General features: G+C 71.6%; 22 protein-coding genes. 7 read left to right on the top strand and 15 right to left on the bottom strand.

Annotated elements, in window-relative coordinates; translation table 11 throughout:
• Positions 1 to 4: 4 nt before the first annotated feature.
• From C4U03_RS06650 to C4U03_RS06630, 5 genes are all read left to right on the top strand, one after another.
• Positions 5 to 907 carry a F0F1 ATP synthase subunit gamma gene (locus tag C4U03_RS06650; protein WP_103936739.1) on the top strand — a complete coding sequence of 301 codons (903 nt, stop codon included), beginning with the start codon at positions 5 to 7 and terminating at the stop codon, positions 905 to 907.
• Complete coding sequence (atpD, locus tag C4U03_RS06645) at positions 907 to 2337, top strand: F0F1 ATP synthase subunit beta (RefSeq protein WP_103936738.1); 1431 nt, start codon at positions 907 to 909, stop codon at positions 2335 to 2337. Before C4U03_RS06650 ends, atpD begins: the two co-directional genes overlap by 1 nt.
• A gap of 74 nt (positions 2338 to 2411) precedes the next feature.
• The gene (locus C4U03_RS06640; RefSeq protein ID WP_103936737.1) at positions 2412 to 2807 is read left to right on the top strand and encodes a F0F1 ATP synthase subunit epsilon; all 396 of its coding nucleotides are present in this window, start codon (positions 2412 to 2414) and stop codon (positions 2805 to 2807) included.
• Positions 2808 to 2834: 27 nt separating this feature from the next.
• Positions 2835 to 3287 carry a DUF2550 domain-containing protein gene (locus C4U03_RS06635; protein WP_103936736.1) on the top strand — a complete coding sequence of 151 codons (453 nt, stop codon included), beginning with the start codon at positions 2835 to 2837 and terminating at the stop codon, positions 3285 to 3287.
• 151 nt (positions 3288 to 3438) lie between these two features.
• Positions 3439 to 4968 (top strand): M28 family peptidase, encoded by a 1530-nt coding sequence (locus C4U03_RS06630; RefSeq protein WP_103936976.1) that lies wholly within the window; start codon positions 3439 to 3441, stop codon positions 4966 to 4968.
• Positions 4969 to 5161: 193 nt separating this feature from the next.
• Here C4U03_RS06630 and C4U03_RS06625 read toward each other — a convergent pair whose 3' ends face one another.
• From C4U03_RS06625 to nucS, 12 genes are all read right to left on the bottom strand, one after another.
• Positions 5162 to 6028, bottom strand: coding sequence for a DUF4097 family beta strand repeat-containing protein (locus C4U03_RS06625; RefSeq protein WP_103936735.1), 867 nt, complete (start codon positions 6026 to 6028; stop codon positions 5162 to 5164).
• A 138-nt stretch (positions 6029 to 6166) separates the two neighbouring features.
• Positions 6167 to 6778, bottom strand: coding sequence for a cob(I)yrinic acid a,c-diamide adenosyltransferase (locus tag C4U03_RS06620; protein WP_103936734.1), 612 nt, complete (start codon positions 6776 to 6778; stop codon positions 6167 to 6169).
• Between the two features lie 552 nt (positions 6779 to 7330).
• Positions 7331 to 8827, bottom strand: coding sequence for an aldehyde dehydrogenase family protein (locus tag C4U03_RS06615; protein WP_103936733.1), 1497 nt, complete (start codon positions 8825 to 8827; stop codon positions 7331 to 7333).
• A 61-nt stretch (positions 8828 to 8888) separates the two neighbouring features.
• Positions 8889 to 9518, bottom strand: a complete 630-nt coding sequence (locus C4U03_RS06610; RefSeq protein WP_103936975.1) for a response regulator — start codon at positions 9516 to 9518, stop codon at positions 8889 to 8891.
• Between the two features lie 34 nt (positions 9519 to 9552).
• Positions 9553 to 10749 carry a sensor histidine kinase gene (locus tag C4U03_RS06605; RefSeq protein WP_200827079.1) on the bottom strand — a complete coding sequence of 399 codons (1197 nt, stop codon included), beginning with the start codon at positions 10747 to 10749 and terminating at the stop codon, positions 9553 to 9555.
• Complete coding sequence (locus C4U03_RS06600; protein ID WP_103936732.1) at positions 10746 to 11564, bottom strand: ABC transporter permease; 819 nt, start codon at positions 11562 to 11564, stop codon at positions 10746 to 10748. The genes C4U03_RS06605 and C4U03_RS06600 overlap by 4 nt, the downstream gene beginning before the upstream one ends.
• Entirely contained in the window at positions 11561 to 12406 is an 846-nt protein-coding gene (locus C4U03_RS06595; RefSeq protein WP_103936731.1) for an ABC transporter ATP-binding protein, read from the bottom strand. The genes C4U03_RS06600 and C4U03_RS06595 overlap by 4 nt, the downstream gene beginning before the upstream one ends.
• 175 nt (positions 12407 to 12581) lie before the next feature.
• Positions 12582 to 13538, bottom strand: coding sequence for a peptidoglycan recognition protein family protein (locus C4U03_RS06590; RefSeq protein WP_103936730.1), 957 nt, complete (start codon positions 13536 to 13538; stop codon positions 12582 to 12584).
• A 354-nt stretch (positions 13539 to 13892) separates the two neighbouring features.
• The gene (locus C4U03_RS06585) at positions 13893 to 14669 is read right to left on the bottom strand and encodes a site-2 protease family protein (protein ID WP_235017676.1); all 777 of its coding nucleotides are present in this window, start codon (positions 14667 to 14669) and stop codon (positions 13893 to 13895) included.
• Positions 14670 to 14739: 70 nt separating this feature from the next.
• Complete coding sequence (locus tag C4U03_RS06580) at positions 14740 to 15324, bottom strand: TetR/AcrR family transcriptional regulator (protein WP_103936728.1); 585 nt, start codon at positions 15322 to 15324, stop codon at positions 14740 to 14742.
• A 124-nt stretch (positions 15325 to 15448) separates the two neighbouring features.
• Entirely contained in the window at positions 15449 to 15847 is a 399-nt protein-coding gene (locus C4U03_RS06575; RefSeq protein ID WP_235017675.1) for a DUF3224 domain-containing protein, read from the bottom strand.
• 57 nt (positions 15848 to 15904) lie between these two features.
• Positions 15905 to 16594: an endonuclease NucS gene (nucS, locus tag C4U03_RS06570; protein WP_103936727.1), complete on the bottom strand. Its 690-nt coding sequence runs from the start codon at positions 16592 to 16594 to the stop codon at positions 15905 to 15907.
• Positions 16595 to 16738: 144 nt separating this feature from the next.
• Here nucS and C4U03_RS06565 point away from each other — a divergent pair, with 144 nt between their 5' ends.
• Positions 16739 to 17224 carry a GNAT family N-acetyltransferase gene (locus C4U03_RS06565; protein ID WP_103936726.1) on the top strand — a complete coding sequence of 162 codons (486 nt, stop codon included), beginning with the start codon at positions 16739 to 16741 and terminating at the stop codon, positions 17222 to 17224.
• 59 nt (positions 17225 to 17283) lie between these two features.
• Here C4U03_RS06565 and C4U03_RS06560 read toward each other — a convergent pair whose 3' ends face one another.
• Together C4U03_RS06560 and C4U03_RS06555 are read right to left on the bottom strand one after the other, a co-directional pair.
• Entirely contained in the window at positions 17284 to 17688 is a 405-nt protein-coding gene (locus C4U03_RS06560) for a RidA family protein (protein ID WP_103936725.1), read from the bottom strand.
• Positions 17689 to 17967: 279 nt separating this feature from the next.
• Positions 17968 to 19191: a HEAT repeat domain-containing protein gene (locus C4U03_RS06555; protein ID WP_103936724.1), complete on the bottom strand. Its 1224-nt coding sequence runs from the start codon at positions 19189 to 19191 to the stop codon at positions 17968 to 17970.
• A 176-nt stretch (positions 19192 to 19367) separates the two neighbouring features.
• On the opposite strand from C4U03_RS06555, the gene C4U03_RS06550 reads away from it, so the two are divergent.
• The gene (locus tag C4U03_RS06550) at positions 19368 to 19754 is read left to right on the top strand and encodes an SCO5389 family protein (RefSeq protein ID WP_103936723.1); all 387 of its coding nucleotides are present in this window, start codon (positions 19368 to 19370) and stop codon (positions 19752 to 19754) included.
• A gap of 175 nt (positions 19755 to 19929) precedes the next feature.
• Here C4U03_RS06550 and C4U03_RS06545 read toward each other — a convergent pair whose 3' ends face one another.
• Positions 19930 to 20916, bottom strand: coding sequence for an LLM class flavin-dependent oxidoreductase (locus C4U03_RS06545; protein WP_103936722.1), 987 nt, complete (start codon positions 20914 to 20916; stop codon positions 19930 to 19932).
• Positions 20917 to 20965 lie beyond the last annotated feature (49 nt).

The raw sequence follows: 20965 nt of genomic DNA, 5'->3' as shown, positions 1-20965 counted from the left end.
CGTCATGGGTGCACAGCTTCGGCAACTGCGACGGCAGATCAGGTCGGTCAAGTCGACCGCCAAGATCACCCGTGCGCAGGAGATGATCGCCACCTCGCGGATCGTCAAGGCGCAACAGGCGGTGGAGGCGTCCAAGCCGTACGCCGACCAGATCACCCGGGCGCTGACCGCGCTGGTCAGTCACCATGTGGGGATCGACCATCCGCTGCTGAAGGAGCAGCCGGAGGACCGCCGGTCCGCGGTGCTGGTCATCACCAGTGACCGCGGCTTCTGCGGCGCCTACAACGCCAACGTGATCCGTGAGGCCGAGGCCCTGATGGCGCTGCTGCGCGAGCAGGGCCGCGAGCCGGTCCCGTACGTGATCGGCAACAAGGGCATCACCTGGTACAAGTTCCGCAACCGGGAACTGGCCGCCGAGTGGCAGGGCCTGTCGGACCGTCCCGACTTCGCCAGCGCGGAGCGGGTCGGCCGGCGGCTGACCGAGGACTTCATCAAGACGGACGCCGAGGGCGGCGTGGGCGAGATCCACGTGGTCTACACCGAGTTCGTCTCGATGCTGACCCAGCAGGTGCAGGTGCGCCGGCTGCTGCCGCTGGAGATCGAGGAGGCCACCTCCGACGTCGTGCTGCCGGCGTACGAGTTCGAGCCCTCCGCGCAGGCGGCGCTGGACCTGCTGCTGCCGAACTACGTCGAGAGCCGCATCTTCCACATGCTGCTGCAGTCGGCGGCCTCGTTCCACGCCTCGGTGCGCCGTGCCATGAAGTCCGCGACGGACAACGCGAACGAATTGATCGGGGTCTACTCGCGCATGGCCAACCAGGCGCGGCAGGCCGAGATCACCCAGGAAATCAGCGAGATCGTCGGTGGCGCCGATGCGCTCGCCGAGTCGAGCGCGGGGAGTGAATAGTGACCGCACAGGTAGAAACGGCGACGGCGGCCGGGCGCGTCGCCCGAGTCATCGGCCCGGTCGTCGACGTGGAGTTCCCCGCCGACGCCATGCCGGAGATTTACAACGCCCTCAACGTCGAGGTCACCCTCGGCGAGGAGACCAAGACCCTGACCCTGGAGGTCGCCCAGCACCTCGGCGACAACATGGTCCGGGCCATCTCGATGCAGCCCACCGACGGCATGGTGCGCGGCGCGCAGGTCACCGACTCCGGTGAGCCGATCTCGGTGCCGGTCGGCGAGGTGACCAAGGGCCACGTGTGGAACGCCCTGGGCGAGACCCTGGACGTGCCCACCGCGTCGCTGAAGGTCACCGAGCGGTGGGGCATCCACCGCAAGGCCCCGGCCTTCGACCAGCTGGAGTCCAAGACCGAGATGCTGGTCACCGGCATCAAGGTCATCGACCTGCTCACCCCGTACGTCAAGGGCGGCAAGATCGGCCTGTTCGGCGGCGCGGGCGTGGGCAAGACCGTGCTGATCCAGGAGATGATCCGCCGGGTCGCCAAGAACTTCGGTGGCACCTCCTGCTTCGCCGGCGTGGGCGAGCGCACCCGCGAGGGCAACGACCTGTGGGTGGAGATGGAGGAGGCGGACGTCCTCAAGGACACCGCCCTGGTCTTCGGCCAGATGGACGAGCCGCCGGGCACCCGGCTGCGGGTGGCGCTGTCGGCGCTGACCATGGCCGAGTACTTCCGGGACGTCGAGAAGCAGGACGTGCTGCTGTTCATCGACAACATCTTCCGGTTCACCCAGGCCGGCTCGGAGGTGTCCACCCTGCTCGGCCGGATGCCGTCCGCGGTGGGTTACCAGCCGACCCTGGCCGACGAGATGGGTGTGCTGCAGGAGCGGATCACCTCGACGCGCGGTCACTCGATCACCTCGATGCAGGCGATCTACGTGCCCGCCGACGACATCACCGACCCGGCGCCGCACACCACGTTCGCCCACCTGGACGCCACCACGGTGCTCTCGCGGGCCATCACCGAGAAGGGCATCTACCCGGCGGTGGACCCGCTGGACTCCACCTCCCGGATCGTGGACCCGCAGGTGATCGGGCGGGAGCACTACGAGGTGTCCCAGGAGGTCAAGCGGATCCTGCAGAAGTACAAGGAGCTGCAGGACATCATCGCCATCCTCGGTATCGACGAGCTGTCGGAAGAGGACAAGGTCACCGTGCAGCGGGCGCGGCGCATCGAGCGCTTCCTGTCGCACCCGATGTTCGTGGCCGAGGCGTTCACCGGCCAGCCCGGCGTGTTCGTGGAGCTGGACGAGACCATCGCCTCGTTCAAGGCGATCGCCGAGGGCAAGTACGACCACATTCCCGAGCAGGCGTTCTTCATGTGCGGTGGCATCGACGATGTCGAGAAGAAGGCCAAGGAGCTGGCGCAGTAGTCCGCGTCCGCGGGGCGTCCGCACGGGCGTCCCGCGGTACGGGCTGACGGCTCCCCGACGCACAAGGAGTGCAAGTGGCAACCCTTAGGGTGGGGCTGGTCTCACCGGAGCGGGAGATCTGGTCCGGCGAGGCCACCATGGTGGTCGCGCAGACCATCGACGGCCAGCTCGGCATCCTGCCCGGCCACGCCCCGGTGCTGGGCGTGCTGCTGGACGGCAGTGTGGTGAAGGTGCACCCGGCCGACGGTTCGCCGGAGATTGTGGCGATGGTCGGCAGCGGCTTCTTCTCGGTCGCCTCCGACGAGGTGTCGGTGCTGGCCGAGCAGGCCGAGCTGGGCGGCGAGGTGGACGTCGAGGCGGCCCAGCAGGCACTGCAGCAGGCGCTGGCCGGGGACGGCGGCGACGAGCAACCCTCGGTGGCCGAGCGGCGTGCCCGCGCCAGGCTGCGCGCCGCCGGGCTCGAGGCTTAGCGAAGCAGGACCGGGATCGGGGGGCAGTTGGCAGAGCACCTGGCATGGGATGTGGGCGGGGTGCTCGCCGTGGCGGTCCTGGCCGCCCTGCTGCTGCTCGCCGCGGTCCTGCTACGCCGCTGGATCTTCCAGCGGCGGGGCGGCACCGTTGAGTGCAGCCTGCGGACGCTGCCGCAGGACGGCGCTCCCGGGCCGTGGCGGCTGGGTCTGGCTCGCTACAAGGGCGACGAGCTGCACTGGCACCGGGTTTTCGGTCTTCGTATCAGGCCCCGGCAGGTGATTCACCGCCGGGGCCTCGTCGTGTCCAACCGGCGGGCGCCGGCCGCCGAGGAGGCCCCGGGGCTGGCCCCGGACGCCGGCATCGTCGAGGTCCGCAACGGTGAGCTGCGGGTGGAGCTGGCGATGGGCGCGGCGGCGCTGACCGGTTTCCTGGCCTGGCTGGAGGCGGCCCCGCCGGGGTTCCCGGTCGACATCTCCTGATCCTTTTCTTGGTCCTTTGCTTGTGGCGGGTCCGAAACAGTGGCCTTATTGGATCCGCTATGCAATCTTCATCCCCGGCCCTTGTGGTCATTGTGGGCGGGGTGTCAGCATCTGGCGCATTCGACTCCGTAGGAAACCCAGGGGAGTGAACGTGCGGAAGCGACATCTGGGCATCGCCCTCGCCCTCGCGGGCCTGGCCTCCGGTGTGGTGACGGCCGTCCCGGCGCAGGCCACGGTGGGGCATCCCGAGCTGGCCAAGCTGGTCAAGGTCAAGGACATCCGGGGTCACCTGGCCGCGCTGGAGAAGATCGCCAAGGCCAACGGCGGCAACCGGGCGTCCGGGCAGCCGGGTTATGACGCCTCCGTCGACTACGTCGTGAAGGTCCTCAAGAGGGCCGGGTACCGGCCGCAGGTCCTGCCGTTCGAGTTCGACTACTACGAGCAGCAGGCCCCCACCGTCTTCGAGCAGACCGCTCCCGACCCGGCGACCTACGCTGAGGACGCCGAGGGCGACTTCCTGACCCTGGAGTACTCCGCTGAGGGCGACGTGACCGCCCCGGCGGCCCCCGTGGACACCGACCAGCCCGACGGGCTGGGCAGCGGCTGCGAGGCCGACGACTTCGCCGGCTTCCCGGCCGGGTCCATCGCGCTCATCCAGCGCGGCGGCTGCAACTTCTCGGTCAAGGTGGCCAACGCCGAGGACGCCGGGGCGGTGGGCGCGGTGATCTACCAGCGTCCCGACGTCGCGGGCCCGGTGGCGGGCACGCTGAGCGGGCCGGTCGGCATCCCGGTCGTCGGCCCCACCTACGAACTGGGCATCGGGCTGGTCGGCAAGGCCAAGGCCGGCGGGGTGAGCCTGCGCATCAAGACCGACGTCTTCCACGAGCGGCGCTCGTCCAAGAACGTCATCGCCGACACCAGGCTCGGCAACCCCGGCAAGAAGGTCGTGGTCGGGGCGCACCTGGACAGCGTGGTCGAGGGGCCCGGCATCAACGACAACGGCAGCGGGACCGCCACCCTGCTGGCCATGGCCCAGCAGATCGGCAAGCTGGGCAAGAAGGGCCTGCGCAACCAGGTGCGGTTCGCCTGGTGGGGGGCCGAGGAGGGCGGCCTGATCGGGTCGAACGCCTACGTCGCCGCGCTGAGCGAGGCGGAGCTGTCCACGATCGCGCTCAACCTGAACTTCGACATGCTGGGCTCGCCCAACTTCGCCCGGTTCGTCTACGACGGTGACAACTCGCTGGGCACCCCGACCGTCCCGCCGCCCGGCTCCGCCGAGATCGAGAAGGCGTTCACCGACTACTTCGGCAAGCGCGGGCTGGCCACCGAGCCGACCGCCTTCGACGGCCGGTCGGACTACTTCGCCTTCATCAACGCGGGCATCCCGGCCGGTGGCTTGTTCAGCGGCGCCGAGGGCGTCAAGACCGCCGAGCAGGTCCCGCTCTACGGCGGCACCGCCGGTGAGGCGTACGACAAGTGCTACCACTCCGCCTGTGACGGCCTGAGCAACATCAACTGGACGGGCCTGGACCAGCTGGCCGACGGCGCGGCGCATGTCACCCAGCGCTTCGCCCGGTCCGTCGAGGAGGTGACCGGCGCCGGGTCCGCGCGGACGATGACCCTGAAGAAGGCGTCGGCCGCCGACACGGCCGACTGGCGGGGCGGCGCGCTGATCCGCTGACCCCGATCGCCGATCCCCGTGGCCGGACCAGTCCGGTCACGGGGATCGGCATGATCGTGGGGAGGTCCCTTCCCCATGGATCGAAGGGGGTCATGCCGTCACCTTCACCGGCCGCTGCCGGTGTGCCGGGGCGCTGGGCTCCCCCGGCCGGTGGCTCCCCCGGCCGTGCCGGCCGACATGGCCGGACACCGCGCTAGACGGGGGAGACGGTGACGGTGCCGGAGTCGGCGGAGACGAAGACCTTGCGGGGGGAGGCCGGGTCGATCGTCAGGTCCCCGGCGGCCGGCCGGCCCGCCGCCGGCGCCCCGGAGCCCCACCGTGGAGACCCTTCGGCGTGCTGGGTGAGGGCGTAGGAGAACCCGCCGGGCAGTCTGACGATCACGTTGCCGGAGTCGGCCCGGGCCTGCACGAGGGTCGGCGGCCGGTCCTTGACGAAGGCGATGACGACGTTGCCGGAGTCGGCGGTGGCGACGGCCCGCTCGCCGCGCAGGTCCAGCAGCTCGACATTGCCGGAGTCGGCCCGCGCCTGGACCGAGCCGGCGCCGCTGACCAGGATGTTCCCGGTGTCGGCGGTGACGTTCACCGTGGCGCCGCGCAGGTCGGTGGCCACAATGTCGCCGGTGTCGGCGTCGGCCTGGACGGCGCCCGCCAGGCCGCGGATCCGGATGCGGCCGGTGTCGGAGTGCAGCTTCACCGCCATCGCGCGGGGCACCTGGATCCGGTAGTCCACTTCACAGTTCTGGAAGCCGATGCTGAAGACGTCCGGGCACTGGTACCGCAGTCGCAGGGTGTCGCCCTCCCGCCGGTGCTCGGTCGTCGGCTTGAGCCGCTTGGACCACGACAGCCGCTCGTGGACGCTGATCCGGTCGGTGTCGGTGCCGACGATCTCCACGTCGGCGGTGTCCAGCCGCAGGTCCAGCCCCTTGAGCCCACCGGAGACCTCGTACCTGCGATCCTCGTGGTAGGTGGTGGCGCCGAGGGGGCCGCACCCGCTGAGCGCCACGGTCAGCCCGGTCAGCCCGGTGGCCAGTGCCGCCACGCCTGTGAGCCTGTTCGCCATCGTCTCCCGCCTCCGCCGCCCCGTCTGCGCTGTGACGCGTCTCGGCGCGTCCCTATTCAGCTTCGTGCCCGGACCGGCCGCGCGACAGGTGGCACGCCTGTCTGTTGGGGGTGGGGCTAACCCCACCCCGGCCACGGCTCAGCGCTCGCCGCCCGGCTTCCACAGCACGTCCCCGTGTCCGGCGTTGGCCACCCGGCACAGGATGAACAGCAGGTCCGACAGACGGTTGAGGTAGCGGGCGGTGAGCGGGTTGACGGTGCCGGACGGGGCGGCGCCGTGCTGCTCGATCGCCGTCCAGACGGAGCGTTCGGCCCGGCGGGTGACCGTACGGGCCACGTGCAGCAGCGCGGCGCCCGGCGTCCCGCCGGGCAGGATGAAGCTGCGCAGCGGCTGCAGGTCGGCGTTGTGGCGGTCGCACGCCTCCTCCAGCCAGGTCACGTACGACTCCTGGACCCGCAGCGGCGGGTACTCGGCGGCCGCGTCGTCGGTGACCGGGTTGCACAGGTCGGCGCCGACGTCGAACAGGTCGTTCTGGACGCGCACCAGCAGCGTCCGCAGGTCCTCGGGGAGTTCGCCGAGCGCGAGGGCGGCCCCGATGGCGGCGTTGGCCTCCTCGACGTCGGCGTAGGCGGCCAGGCGGGGGTCGGACTTGCGGGTCCGCGACATGTCGCCCAGGGCGGTGGTGCCGTCGTCCCCGGTCCGGGTGTAGATCCGGGACAGGACGACAGGGGTCTGCTCGTTCTTCGGCATACCGTCACCTTAGAGCCGGTCGCGTGGGCTGTTCCCGGCCGGTGACACCACCGGCCGCGCCGCCCGCGTGCGCCGGCGTCTCCGTCCGAGGCCCGTCTAAGACCCCGTCTAAGGCGTACGGCCGGGAACGCGAAGACCCCCTCACCTTCGGGGAAGATGAGGGGGTCTTGGTCCCGGAGCGGCAGCCGGGCAGCGGTGGAGGCGGCGGCTCCGTGCGGATCACCGGTTGCGGCCCTTCGCCTTGGCGGCCTTGGCGGCGGCCTTGGCCTCCTCCCGCATCCGGCGTACCCGGTCCTGCATGATGGCCCTGGAGATGTCGGGGTGCTGCATCTGCGCCTCTTCTCTGCGGCGGGCCGGCCTTCCCGGCCCGACACTTAGAGGTTCGCGCTAAGACAGCACCCCCCACATCGGGACGACGCCCTATCTGCGGGGCCTGGGAACGTCTTAGGCCGCACTGGGAGGCTTAGGACCGGACCCCTCGTCTCAGACGCCGCCGGACCCTGAAACGCCGGGCCGGGCGATCCGCTGCAGCCGCCCGGCCCGACGTCCGGATCATCGCTTGTAGTTCTTGCCGTGGAGCATGGTGACCAGTTTCAGGATCCGGGCCATGTCCTTGTCGGTGCGTGAGAAGGAGGTCAGGTTGGTCGGCAGGGCGAAGCGCTGGCGGGTGATGGCCTTGGGGCGGGCGAACTCGCGCAGCCCGTCGGCCCCGTGGATGCGGCCGAAGCCCGACTCGCCCACCCCGCCGAACGGCAGCGCCGGCACGGAGGCGAACGCGATGACCGCGTTGATCGAGGTCATTCCGGAGCGCATCCGGCGGGCCAGGTCCATCGCCCGGGACGCGCTGCCGGAGAAGATCGTCCCGGCCAGCCCGTAGGAGGTCTGGTTGGCCCTCTCCAGCGCCTCCTCGGCGTCCTTGACCCGGTGCACGGTGATGGTCGGCCCGAAGGTCTCCTCGCACACCGCCGAGGAGTCGTCGGGCACGTCGGTGAGCACCACCGGCTCCACGTACGGCTTACGCACCGACTCGGTGCCGCCGACCACCGCCCGGCCGCCCCGCTCCAGCGCGTCCTTGATGTGCCGTTCGATGACGTCGAGCTGGCCGGGCATGGTCACCGGCCCGTAGTGGGCCTCGTCGCCGAACCCGGGCCGCAGCCCCTTGGCCTTCTCGGTCAGCTTGCCGAGGAACTCCTCGTAGACGCCGTCGACCACGTAGATCCGCTCGACGCCCACACAGGTCTGCCCGGAGTTGGACATCGCGCCCCACACCGCCGCGTCCGCCGCCGCCTCCAGGTCGGCGTCGGCGTCCACGATGAAGGCGTCCTTGCCGCCGCACTCGGCGACGATCGGGGTGAGGTTCTCCGCGCAGGCCGCCATCACCTTCTTGGCGGTCGGGCCCGACCCGGTGAAGGCGATCTTGTCCACCCCGGAGCGCGCCAGCGCCGCCCCGGTGGGGCCGAGGCCGGTGACGACCTGCAGGAGCGGCTGCTCGGGCACCGCCTCGGCCAGCAGTTCGGCCAGCAGCACGCCGACCCCGGGGGTGAACTCCGAGGGCTTGAACACCACCGCGTTACCGGCGGCCAGCGCGTAGCCGATCGAGCCCATCGGGGTGAAGATCGGGTAGTTCCACGGCCCGATCACGCCCACCACCCCGAGCGGCTGGTACTCCAGAGTGCACTTGTGGTTGACGGCGGTCATCCCGGGGAACACGGTGCGCGGCCCCAGCACCTTGCGGGCGTTCCGAGCGGCCCAGTCCAGATGGGTGATCGACAGGACCACCTCCAGCTGGGCGTCCGGCAGCGGCTTGCCGGTCTCGTCGTGGATCAGCTGCGCCATCCGGTCCAGGTTGCGGGTCAGCGCGCCCTTGAAGTTCAGCAGCCGCAGCCGCCGTTCCTTCCAGTCCAGGTCCCCCCACCACCGGGCGGCCCGGCGGGCCCGTGCGACGGTCTCGGCGACCGCCGCCTCGTCGTAGATCGGATGCTCGCCGACGACCTCGCCGGTGGCCGGGTTCAGTGATGCGAAGGTGGTGCGCTCCGTCGCCACGGACATGAGACCTCCCGGGGGAGCTCGGTAAGCGGGCACTTTCAGACGTGTCGTCCAGTAAAGCACCTCAGCGGCGGTCCGGGGGAGCGAGGATCCCCCGTTCCATGGCAACGGTGACGGCCGCGGTCCGGTCGCCCACGCCCAGCTTGCCGAAGGCCCGCAGCAGATGGGTCTTGACGGTCGCCTCGCTGATGAACAGCTCCCGGCCGATCTCGGCGTTGGTGTGCCCCCGAGCCACCAGTGCCAGCACCTCGATCTCGCGCGGCGACAGGTCCACCGGCGCGCGCATCCGCGACACCAGCTTGGCCGCCACCGACGGGGCCAGCACGGTCTCGCCACGCGCCGCCGCCCGCACCGCCTGCGCCAGATCCTGCCGGGTGGCGTCCTTGAGCAGGTAGCCCGCGGCGCCCGCCTCCACCGCCCGCAGGATGTCGGCGTCGGTCTCGTACGTGGTCAGCACGACGACCCGGGTCGCCGGCCGGCGCGCCAGCACCCGGGCGGTGGCCTCCACCCCGTCCCCGCCGGGCATCCGCAGGTCCATCAGCACCACGTCCGGCTCGTGCAGGCCCACCGCCGCCACCGCCTCGGCCGCCCCGCCCGCCTCGCCGACCACCTCCAGGCCGGGCTCGGCGGTCAGCATCCCGCGCAGCCCCTCGCGCACCACCGGATGGTCGTCGACCAGCAGCACCTTGATCACGGACTTGATCACGGAATCGTCGTTCACCATGGCCTCACGAGCATGTCAGGCGGACCGCCACCGTGGTGCCGGCGCCGGGCGCACTGGCGATGTCCACCGTCCCGCCGATCTGCTCGACCCGCTGCCGCAGACCCGCCAGCCCGAACCCGCCGTCCGGCCCGGTGGTCACCGCGGCCGGATCGAACCCCCGGCCGTCGTCGCACACCGTCAACCGCACCTCGTCCCCTCCGTACGACAGCCGCAGCGCCACCGACCGCGCGGCGGCGTGCTTGCGGACGTTGGCCAGCGCCTCCTGCGCCGCGCGCAGCAGCACCACGTCCAGGCTTGGCGCCAGGGCGCGCGGCGGCCCCTCGACCTCGAACGAGGACGCGCCGCCGACCTCGCCGAACCGCTCGGCGAGCCGGCGCAGCGCCTCGGTCAGCGGCGCCTCCTCCAGCGGGGCCGGGGGCAGCGCCGCCACCAGCGCCCTGGCCTCGGCCAGGTTCTCCCGGGCGGTACGGGCCGCCAGCCCGACCGGCCGGCGGGCCGGATGCTCGGGCTCCAGCAGGGCCTCGGCGCCCTGCAACAGCATCAGGATGCTGGTGAAGCCCTGGGCGAGGGTGTCGTGGATCTCCCCGGTCAGCCGCTCCCGCTCGGCCGCCACCCCCGCCTCCCGCGACAGCCGGGCCACCTCCGCCCGGCTGGCGGTGAGCTGCTCGATCAGCTCGGCCCGCTCCCGGCTCTGCTGGATGATCCGGTCGATCCACAGCCCGAACACGGCGGAGAACGTCGTGATCATCACGGTGCCCGCCAGCAGCCCGGCGACGTCGCGTCCCCGGTCCTCGTCGCCGAGGAGCGTGGGAACCCCGGGGCCGAGGTTGAGCGCCGCCACCGCGCAGACGGCCCAGCGCGTCGGCAGCAGCATGTAGCAGTGCGGGATCAGGGTGAACGCGACACCCCAGCTCGCCGGCGCCAGCCAGGTCGCGACGCTGAACAGCGTGACCGCCGTCACGACGTACCCGACCGCGCGCCGGCCGCCCTGGGGCCCGCACCGGACCACCGGGCGGACCAGCACCACGTACAGCGGCAGGACCGTCAGCAGGAGCGAGACCGCCGCCAGCCGCCGGGCGTACGGGGCGTCGCCGAACCAGATGACGCCCATCGTGGCCAGCACGGTGACCAGGGTCAGCGCGTCCCAGATCCGCAGGCTGCGCTCCCAGGCATGGTGGGCCGGAGGAAAGGCCGTGCTCACCCGTCCTGCCGGCCCTTCCAGCGGAAGGTCAGGACGCACAGCACCAGCCCCGCCGCACACCATCCCCCCAGTATCAGGGCGATGCGCCCGTGTTCCCAGGCCCCGGCGGGCTCCATCGCCAGCATGGTGTCCGGCAGCAGCGCCGACCGCAGTCCCTGGCACATCCACTTCAGCGGGAAGATCGCCGCCACCTGCTGAAGCCATCCGGGCAGGCTGTCGAAGAGGACGAACACCCCCGAGGTGAACTGCAGCGCCAGGAACGGCAGGTTCAGCACGGCCGGCGCGCTGCGGCCCGTCCTGGGCAGGCTGCTCATCGCGATCCCCAGCAGCGAGCAGGCCGCCACGCCGAGCACGAACACCCAGCCGAGGGTGAACCAGCGGCCCGGGTCGGCCGGCGGCTCCACCCCGTACAGCGTGGCCCCGATCGCGAACAGGACCGCCGTCTCCAGCAGCGACAGCGTCAGCGCCAGCAGCGTCTTGCCGATGAAGTACGACGAGCGCGGCATCGGCGTGCCGTACAGCCGCTTGAGCGTGCCGTCGTCGCGCTCGGTGGCGATGGCCACGCCGAGGCCGACGAAGGTCACCGACATCATCCCGCTGGCGATCATCCCGGCGGTGAAGTACTGCCGGTAGTCCACCCCGGTGTCGCCCAGCTCGCCCTGGAAGATCGCCCCGAAGATCGACAGCAGCATCACCGGCATCAGGAACGTGAAGACCACCGCCTCCCGCTCCCGGAAGTACAGCCGCAACTCCAGCAGCCCCCGGCGCAGCCCGATCCGCACCGCCCCCGGCGGCCGCGACATGACGGCGGTCATTGCGTCTCTCCGATCATCCGCAGGTAGACGTCCTCCAGGGTCGGCCGCGCGACGGTCAGCCCGGGGACCTCTCCGCCGAACCGCTCGGCCAGCTCCGCCACCACCTGCGTCGGCGACGCCGCACGCAGCGTCCGGCGCCCCTCCGCGGGCTCCAGCCAGCTCACCTCGGCGACCTCAGTGGCCCGCCCGCCCAGCTCGCGCGGGGTGTCGACGGCCAGGATCCGGCCGCCTGCGATCACCGCGACCCGGTCGGCCAGGACCTCGGCCTCCTCCATGTAGTGCGTCGTCAGCACGATGGTGGTGCCGTCGTGCGCCAGCCCCCGGATCAGCTCCCAGAACGCCCGCCGCGCCTCCGGGTCGAAACCGGTCGTCGGCTCGTCCAGGAACAGCAGCTCCGGATCGCCCACGATCCCCAGCGCCACGTCCACCCGCCGCCGCTGCCCGCCCGACAGCCCCGCCAGGCGCGTGCGGGTCTTGTCCGTGAGCCCCACCGCCTCGATGACCTCGTCCGGGTCGCGCGGCCGCGGGTAGTAGCCCGCGAAGTGCCGCACCATCTCCCGGACGGTCAGCTCCGGCGCCTCCCTGGTGGTCTGCGCCACGATCCCCAGCCGCGCCCGCCACTGGCGGGTGGCCCGGCCCGGGTCGTGCCCCAGCACCTCGACCCGCCCGGCGTCCCGCCGCCGGTGCCCCTCCAGGATCTCCACCGTCGTGGACTTGCCCGCCCCGTTGGGCCCGAGGAGCGCGAAGACCTCGCCCCGCTCGATCTCCAGGTCGATTCCGTCGACCGCCCGGACCTCCCCGTACCGCTTGGCCAGCCCGCTGACCCGCACCGCACTGCTCATGTCTTCGAGCGTCTCGTGCGCGGGACCGCCGGACGATCGACCTGTCGGTCATCGCCGTGTCCACCGATCGGTGGACACGGCTTCGCGTCGTGCCGGCGACCAGGACGAGGGGCGGGCGGAAAGGAGGCGGCGCGGAGGAGCCGTGCCTCCGCGCCGCCTCCCGTGGGGCCGTCCGTCAGGCCCTGTCCTGGCGGATGGTCCAGCGGCCGGACACCGCCCGGGGGACCGGCCGCCCGTTCGCCACCCCGTCGGCGGGGAAGACCGCGATGGAGACGTAGGCGTGCTGGCCCCGCTTGAGCGACTTGGCGCAGGAGCCGGTGACGAACTGAACGCCCCTGGTGGCCGGATGGTCGGCGTGGATCTCCGTCCACGGGTCGCCGGCCGACCTGCCGTCCTTCCAGTTGTGCACCTCATAGCGCAACTGGTACTCGTCACCGGGCAGCAGGCCCTCCACCCGCACACTGGCGTGGAAGTCCGCCCAGCTCCCCTCCGGGGCCACATATCCCGGATGGTCGCCTCCGGCGTGGGCCCCCTCCGGGTCGGAGTGCTCGGTGTCCCAGGTGATGACGGTCCACTCACCCCAGGCGAGGGGCTGGGGCTTGCTCTTGCCGAGGCTGGTGCGGATCGGCACGTCGTCGTCCTCCTTCGGTGCGCCGGTGAGGCTGCCGTTCTTGACCATCGCGTACAACCTGTCGCCGGGACAGGACGTGGAGATGAAGTCCCGATGCCCGCGGATCCCCGTCCCCAGCCCGCTGCCCCGCAGCCAGGCCCGCAGCTCCTTGAACGCGTTGACCTGCGCGGTGGTCGGCGACTCCCTGGGCCCGCTCATGAACGTCACGGACGTCCACGTGGTGTTCCCCCCGGGCTGCGCCGCCTGCACCCGCCGCCACCCACGCCCCTCCAGCACGATCCCGTGCGGACAGACGGCAAAGGCATATCCGATATCAGCCCATCCGTTGGTGTTCATGTGGAATCGTCGGGTTTGTGTCCAATAGGTGCGGCACGCGGAATGCGGCTTGCCGGCCAGGCCCTGGTCGGAGCCGTCGTAGTGGACGACGAGGCCGTTATCGCAGGGAGCGTATCCGGCGGCCGTCGCGGGCCAGCCGAACACCGCGCGTTTCTCCAGTTCCATACGCCTCCTTCGGGGGGTCGCGGCGATGGCGTCGCGTACGGCGGGGAGTGTGCGGGAGCCTGCCGTCGCCGCTGCGCTGAGGCGGTTCCGCGCATGGACCGCCCGTCCGGCCGGGTTCCGCGGGCCGGTTCGGTTGTACGGCCGACGGCATGCCCGATGCGGATCAGAATAAGCCGGACACTTTATGTGATGTGGGGATATCGGCGACCATTCCGGGGGGTGACATGCGCGGACGCCGGCTCGCGTCGAGGGCGGTCGGACTTTCGCGACGGCCGCGGCGACGGCCCGCGGTGACGGCCAGTGGTGACGGCCAGTGGTGACGGCCCGCGGCGGCGGGCCGGGAGGCGGCCGGGGTCAGTCGCGCCAGAACTGGAAGAGGGCGTGGCCCAGGGCGATGGGGAACTGCTCGACGGACATCGCGTCGGTGACGTTGTAGACCAGGTCGAAGAAGGCCCGGTTGATCGGAGGGATCCACAGCAGGGCGATCAGGGCGAAGAAGGCGTAGCCGCCGACCTCGTTGGCCTTGCGGACCCAGCGGCGCGGCAGGTAGGGCTCGATGATGCCGAAGCCGTCCAGGCCCGGGATCGGCAGCAGGTTGAGCAGCGCGGCCGTGACCTGAAGGAAGATCAGGAACGCCAGGGCCGACCAGAACAGCCCGTGCTGGTCGTCCAGGAACTGCGTGTACACCACCGCCAGCACCGCCGCGAACGCCAGGTTGGACAGCGGGCCGGCCGCCGACACCAGGCTGTGCCGCAGCCTGCCGGGGATGGCGCCCCGGTCGATCCAGACCGCGCCGCCCGGCAGGCCGATCCCGCCCAGCAGGATGAACAGCACCGGGATGGCGAAGCTCAGCGTGACGTCGGCGTACTTGGCCGGGTTGAGCGTCAGGTACCCGGAGGTGGCGACGCTGTGGTCGCCCGAGCGGTACGCCAGGTAGGCGTGGCCGAACTCGTGCAGGCACAGCGACACCACCCAGGCCGCGATCACGAACCCGAAGATGGCCAGCCGTTCGGGCGTGGCCGGGTTCAGCGTGACCGGCCCGTACCGCCAGACGATCAGCCCGCACAGCACGGTCGCCCCCAGGATGGCGAGGAACACCGGGCTCGGCCTGACCGCCGAGCGTCCCCTCATGGGCCGAACGTTCCCCATCAATCCCTCCAAGCGATGAGCCCGGCTCCGGCGCCGGGTGCCGCGGGCCGCCTCATGGGCCCACGATGACCGGGACGACGTAGGAGCGCAGGAAGTTCCTGGTGGCGTCGGTGTCACGGCCCCGGTCCATGACGATCAGCGAGGCAATGATCCGGAACAGGAACTCGGTCGTGCCCTCCACCTCGATGCCGGCGCGGATCCGGCCGGCGCGCTGCGCCGCCTCGAAGTGGGGGCGGACGTGGTCGCAGCACAGGTCGAGGATCCGCTCGGCGGCGCCGGTCACCACGGCCTGAGTGTGACCGGCCGCCTCCGGCACCATGAAGTGCGCCATGTGGGGCCGGTCGCGGACGTAGGAGACCGCGTCCAGGACGCCCTCGACCACCGCGTCCGGCACCGAGTCCTCCCGGCTCAGCCGGGCCGCCAGCCGGTCCAGGAACCGGGTCAGCTCGCGCAGCATCACCGCCAGGATCAGCTCGTCGCGCCCTCCGGTGACGCTGCGGTAGACGGTGGCCCGCGACATCCCGGCCGCCGCCGCGATGTCCTCCACGGTGGTCTTGGCGACCCCGTAGCGCGCGAAGCACTCCTCGGCGGCGTCGATGATCCGCTCCCGGGTGCTGTCCGTGGTCGCCGACGCCATGCACCGAAGATTACCGTTCGTCCCTGCTGGGGCGGGATCCGCCGGACGAGCCCCCGTTCCGCCGGGATCCTCCGGCGGGCCCGTCCGGCGGGGCGTCCGCCACCTGCGGTGACGGCGTTCGAGGTCAGGGCAGGTCGTAGGCGAGGGAGTAGGAGTGGCCTCCGTTCTCGTCCACGACGATGTCGCCTCCGCCGCGCAGGCCCGCCAGCTCACCGGTGCCCGAGGTGGGCACGATCAGCCACTTGAGCCACTGGCCCTCGGCGTCACTGCCCGCGCTGTGCTGCAGGACGAAGGTGCCCTTGCGGCCGTGCAGGGCGCCCTCGAAGCGCTCGATCCCCACGTAGGCGGAGGGGCCGGAGTCCGTGGTCACGGTCTGGATCTCGGTGACGCTGGTGCCGGTGAGGTCGCCGTGGAAGGCCTTGGTCACCCGGACCCGGGCGACCACGACGCCGTCGGGCCCGGCGTCCTTGGCGTACTCGTCCCAGCCGGTGATGTCGAAAGTGCCGCTTGCGTTCTGGGTCATGACGGCCATCGTCGCGACGATGGCTGCCATCTTCTGTCAGCTACCCGCGGGCGGTCTTCAGAACAGGGTGCCCTCGTGCTCGATGCCGCGCAGGGCGTCGTAGTCAAGGGTCACGCAGTCGATGCCGCGGTCGGCGGCCAGCACCCTGGCCTGCGGCTTGATCTCCTGGGCGGCGAAGATCCCGCGGACCGGCGCCAGCAGCGGGTCGCGGTTGAGCAGCTCCAGGTAGCGGGTGAGCTGCTCGACGCCGTCGATCTCGCCGCGCCGTTTGATCTCGACCGCGACGGTGGCGTTGTCGGCGTCCCGGCACAGGATGTCCACCGGCCCGATCGCGGTCGGGTACTCCCGGCGGACCAGCGTCCAGCCGTCGCCGAGCGTGGTGATGTGCTCGGCCAGCAACTCCTGCAGGTGGGCCTCCACCCCGTCCTTGCGCAGTCCCGGGTCGATGCCGAGTTCGTGGCTGGAGTCGTGCAGGAACTCGGTGACGGTCAGGATCAGCCGCTCCCCGGACTTGCCGTGCGTGACGGTCCACCTGGCGACGGCGCCGTCCTCCTGCGGCTCCGCGAAGCGCTCCTCGCGCAGCGAGCAGGGCGGGTTCATCCAGTTCAGCGGCTTGTAGGCGCGGTCGTCGGCGTGTACGGACACCGAGCCGTCCGCCTTGACCATGATGAGCCGCGGGGCCGGCGGTAGATGGGCGGTGAGCCGTCCGACGTAGTCGACGCTGCAGTGGGCGATAACGAGACGCACGGTGCCCCAGCCTAGTGAGCCGCCGGCGGCTTCGCGCAGGTACGCGACAGTCCGACGGGCCGGCGCGCAGGTCGGTGGCCTCCGTACCGCCGTTCCCCCTACGGTGGGGTTGTTCCGGCGGTGCGGGCGGGGAACGGGGGAGCGATGGACGTCGAGATCCGGGATGCGGTGTGGGCCGACGCGGCCATGGTCGCCGAACTGGACCGGCGTACCTGGTCGCCGGACTCCGCGGTGATGCCCAGGCCGGGCCCGGACGACATGTCGTTCGACGCCGCCCATCCTCCCGAGGACTACATGGTGGCCGTCCTGGAGGACCGCATCGTGGGCTACGTCCGGCTCGTACAGCCGGTGCGGTTGCCCAGCGGAGCCCATGTACGGCAGATCCAGGGCCTTGCCGTCGATCCCGCCGAGCAGGGCCGGGGTCTGGGGCGGGTGCTGTTGGACGCCGCCTGCGAACGGGCCCGTCAGCAGGGCGCCCGCCGCATCACCCTCCGCGTGCTGTCCACCAACCCCCGTGCCATCCGGCTGTACGAACGTGCGGGCTTCACCGTGGAGGGCGTCCTGCCCGGTGAGTTCCACATCGAGGACCGCTATGTCGACGACGTCCTGATGGGGCGTTCGCTCCTGTAGTAGTCGCCGGGTCTCCGCAGGGCCGTTTGATCGGCCCTGCGGAGATCGGGTGCCGCGGGTCAGGACGAGGCGACCGCGGCGACCGCCTCGATCTCGATCAGGACGTCCGGCCGGAACAGGCCCGCCACCTGGACGAGCGAACTGGTGGGCGGCCGCTCGGTGTTGACGAACTCGTCCCGCACGGCCCGGATCGTGGCCAGCGCCGAGGTGCCGACGACGAAGAACGTGAGCTTGAAGACGTCGTCCCAGGTCGCGCCGCCCGCCTCCAGCGCGATCCCGATGTTGCGCATGGCCAGCCGGGTCTGCGCGGCCCAGTCGCCGGCGGGCGCGACCGTCCCGTCGGCGTCGATCGGCACCTGTCCCGACGTCCACACCAGCCGGCTGCCCGGCGCCACGCTCGCCACATGGCTGTAACCGGCGGTCGGCGGCAGCGCCGCCGGAGCGCTGAGATCGATGTGGGCCATGACCGCCTCCCCCTCACGTCGGGCTGGACCCCCGACCATCCCGGAACTATGCCACGCCCCGAACACCCCGACATCCGGCGGCCACGACCGGCTCACGGATGACCCTGGCTTCGGTCACCCCAGTCGCGCCAGTGCGAGCGCCGCCGCGCAGCGCAGGGCGGGGCCCTGCCCGGTGAGTTCCCCATCGAGGACCGCTATGTCGACGACGTCCTGACGGGCCGCTCCCTGCTGCCCTGACCTCGCCGCAGTGGGCGGTAACGAAACGTACGGTGCCCCGGCCTAGTGAGCCGCCGGCAGTTCCGCGTAGGTGCGCAGTTCCTCGTGGACGGCCGGCAGCCCCCACCGGCCGAGGATCTCCATGAAGTTGATCCACTGCCAGGTCTGCGGGTCCAGTTCCGCCAGGACGCGCACAGCCCGCCGCTGCGGCTCGTCCAGCTTCCCGAACGGGGGCAGCGGCTGCGGCGCCCGCTCCCCGAACACCAGCCGCAGGGCGGCGGCGGTCGGGGCGAACGAGCCCGTCTCCGAGGTCTGCGCCAGCCCGTCGAGCACGGCATCGACCGCCTCCGCGCCCACCTGCCCGTCGAGGCCGGCCAGCGTGGCCGAGGCGTATCCCCGCAGGTCGCCTTCGAAGAACACGAGCCAGTGGTCGTCCGGCGGGTTCGCGGCGGCCACGGCCAGCTCGCCGATGACCTCGGCTTCGGTCACCCCCAGCCGCGCCAGCGCGAGCGCCGCCGCGCAGCGCAAGGCGGGGTCCTGCCCGCGCAGGAACGGGCGCAGCGGGGCGACGTGGGAGGCGTCGCCGACCAGGCCCACGGCGATGACCGCGTTCGGCTCGGCCGCGGCGGCCCGCAGGAGGGCGGGCAGGCTGGTGCCGGCCTCCTCCGGAAACCAGCCGAGCACATAGGCGGCACCGGCCCGTACTCCGGGATCGGAATCCTCCAACAGCCCGCACAGCGCCGGCACGGCCGCCCGGACGGCGTCGTAGGCGGCCAGTTCCGAGACGGCCTGCCGCAGTTCGTACTCGAACGAGTGCCAGGTGCGCCAGAACTCACGGGAGCGGCGCTCGTTCTCGTCGGGCGCCTCCTCGACCCAGGCGTCCATCTTCCGCTGGGCCTCCTCGGGGCTGGTCGCCTTCGTCTCGGCGACATGGGTGCGCCACCGGACGATGTCCACGGCCTGGGGAAGCCAGCTCTCGTCATGGCCGATGGCGATCGCGCCCAGCAGCCACAGGAGGAGGTCGCGGTCCGGGGTGTCGGGGGCGACGGCCATGCCCACCAGGAAGGGCACCGCATATGACGTCGCCTCGTACCGGCTGCCCTGGTGGAAGATGTTGCCGTACAGCTTGCCGAAGGCGGTCCTGCGCGCCTCCTCGTCCGGCGAGCGCAGCGCCCGCAACTGGCCGGGCACGTCCTCGGCAGAGCCGTACGCGTGGGTGAGCTCGGCCCAGTCGATGGCGTCGAGCCCGGCGAGCGGGTCGCTCGCCCCTATCTCGTTGATCCCCATGAGGGGGGATTATCCCAGCGGCGCGGGCCGTTGCCGCATCCTCGACGTCACGGGCTCACACGGCCATTCCGGTCTTGTGTCAAGGCTGGAATTCTCCCGGATCGCTGGTTAGCGTCGCATGGGCGCGGAACTCCTCGCCTGAAGTGCTCATCAGGCTTACTGAAGGGAACCCGACCATGTCCCTCGACGTGACCCCGGAACTCCTCGAGAAGGCACGGCATGGAGAGATCGACGACGCGGCGTTCGTGGAGTGCGTCCGCACCTCGCTGCCGTACGCCTGGGAGATGATCAGCGGACTGGTGGCCCGTTACCAAGTGGATGGCGGCGACTTCGCCGACAACCAGGTCCCGCCGCCGGACGAGCAGGCCCGCGGGCAGCTCCTGCGGGTGCTCGCCAGCGACGCCATGCGGGGCGCGCTGGAACGCTACTTCGGCGTTAAGCTGGCCTTCCAGAATTGCCACCGGGTGGCGGTTTTCCCCAGCGCCGGCACCGAGGCGTACCGGCGTTTCATCACCGCCCGCGAGCAGATCCTCAACCAGTCGCCGGAACTGCGCGACTGCTGATGGCTAACCCCCGGGTGACAATTCGCGTACCACAGGAGCCTGAATTGTCACCCGGCGCGCCGGTGCGGCCTGCCGGTGGCAGGCGCTCACCGACCCGACCCGACCCGACCCGACCCGACCCGACCCGACCCGACCCGACCCGACCCGACCCGGCCCGGGACTCGGACACGGCGCGTCAGGCGGGGCAGGCCGCCCGGGCTTTGGGGAGCACCTCCTCGCCCAGCCGGGCGATGTTCTCCAGCGTCCGTTCCCGGGAGCCGGCGGCCTCGACCATGAGGACGATGTGCCGGATGCCGGTGCGCTCCACGGTGGTGACCAGCGACTCCACGCAGTCGTCGGGTGAGCCCACCGGATGCAGGTCGCACAGCCTCCGGGTGTACTCGTGGGGATCGCGGCGCTGCCGGGGCCGATTATCCACGGGCACGTAGCCGTCCAGGCCGGGCCCGAGCCAGCGCGGCATCTCCCGGGTCACCAGCCGTACCGCCTCCCGCCTGCTGTCGGCGACCTGGGCCAGGCCCGTGGAGATGTGCGCGGCCGGCGCGCCGTAACGCGCCACCGCCGCGGCCTTCTCCTCGTCGCCGACGTGCATGCCGAGCAGCATCGGCAACCCGTGCGCGGCGGCGAGCGCCTCGGTGGCGGGGGAGGTGCAGGCCACCGCGACGGGAGGCGGCTCCGCGACGCGCGGCACGACCGGCACCTCACGGAACGCGAACCGCTCGCCCGACCAGCCGACCCGTTCCGAACGCAGCCAGGTCAGCAACAGGTCCAGCGACTCGGCGAAGCCGTGCTCGTAGCGGTCCAGGCCCGTTCCGAACACCTCCAGGTCGCGCCACGGCCCGCCGCGCCCGACCCCGAGCCGGAAACGTCCTCCCGACACCGCCGCCAGCATCGCCGCCTGCTCGGCCAGGGCGACCGGATGCTGGTTGGACAGCACGCTCACCGCCGTCCCCACATGGATGCGCGAGGTGGCGCCGAGCAGGTACCCGGCGAGCGTGGCCGCCGACGGGCAGACCCCGTACGACATGAAGTGATGCTCGGCCACCCACACGTCGTCGAACCCCGCGCGCTCGGCCGCGACGGCCGCCTCGGCGGTGCGGACGAGCGCGTCGGCGTCACTGCCGCCGGGGAAGCGGGTGGCGAGCAGGAAGACTCCGAAGCGCACCCCTCAGTCCTACCCGAAGGCGGGCTCCCGGCGGCGCTCTGGGAGACTG

Source organism: Thermomonospora echinospora (assembly GCF_900108175.1).
Taxonomy (GTDB): Bacteria; Actinomycetota; Actinomycetes; order Streptosporangiales; family Streptosporangiaceae; genus Thermomonospora; species Thermomonospora echinospora.
Note: the sequence above shows the minus strand (reverse complement) of the source record. Positions and strands in the feature narration are given on the sequence as shown.

What these genes read in the sequence shown, in the direction of transcription:
- C4U03_RS06650 (WP_103936739.1), top strand. Translation starts at nt 5, where the DNA reads ATGGGTGCACAGCTTCGGCAACTGCGACGGCAGATCAGGTCGGTCAAG.
- C4U03_RS06625 (WP_103936735.1), bottom strand. Translation starts at nt 6,028, where the DNA reads ATGGCGAACAGGCTCACAGGCGTGGCGGCACTGGCCACCGGGCTGACC.
- C4U03_RS06620 (WP_103936734.1), bottom strand. Translation starts at nt 6,778, where the DNA reads ATGCCGAAGAACGAGCAGACCCCTGTCGTCCTGTCCCGGATCTACACC.
- C4U03_RS06615 (WP_103936733.1), bottom strand. Translation starts at nt 8,827, where the DNA reads ATGTCCGTGGCGACGGAGCGCACCACCTTCGCATCACTGAACCCGGCC.
- C4U03_RS06600 (WP_103936732.1), bottom strand. Translation starts at nt 11,564, where the DNA reads ATGACCGCCGTCATGTCGCGGCCGCCGGGGGCGGTGCGGATCGGGCTG.
- C4U03_RS06595 (WP_103936731.1), bottom strand. Translation starts at nt 12,406, where the DNA reads ATGAGCAGTGCGGTGCGGGTCAGCGGGCTGGCCAAGCGGTACGGGGAG.
- C4U03_RS06590 (WP_103936730.1), bottom strand. Translation starts at nt 13,538, where the DNA reads ATGGAACTGGAGAAACGCGCGGTGTTCGGCTGGCCCGCGACGGCCGCC.
- C4U03_RS06585 (WP_235017676.1), bottom strand. Translation starts at nt 14,669, where the DNA reads ATGAGGGGACGCTCGGCGGTCAGGCCGAGCCCGGTGTTCCTCGCCATC.
- C4U03_RS06580 (WP_103936728.1), bottom strand. Translation starts at nt 15,324, where the DNA reads ATGGCGTCGGCGACCACGGACAGCACCCGGGAGCGGATCATCGACGCC.
- C4U03_RS06575 (WP_235017675.1), bottom strand. Translation starts at nt 15,847, where the DNA reads ATGACCCAGAACGCAAGCGGCACTTTCGACATCACCGGCTGGGACGAG.
- C4U03_RS06565 (WP_103936726.1), top strand. Translation starts at nt 16,739, where the DNA reads ATGGACGTCGAGATCCGGGATGCGGTGTGGGCCGACGCGGCCATGGTC.
- C4U03_RS06560 (WP_103936725.1), bottom strand. Translation starts at nt 17,688, where the DNA reads ATGGCCCACATCGATCTCAGCGCTCCGGCGGCGCTGCCGCCGACCGCC.
- C4U03_RS06555 (WP_103936724.1), bottom strand. Translation starts at nt 19,191, where the DNA reads ATGGGGATCAACGAGATAGGGGCGAGCGACCCGCTCGCCGGGCTCGAC.
- C4U03_RS06550 (WP_103936723.1), top strand. Translation starts at nt 19,368, where the DNA reads ATGTCCCTCGACGTGACCCCGGAACTCCTCGAGAAGGCACGGCATGGA.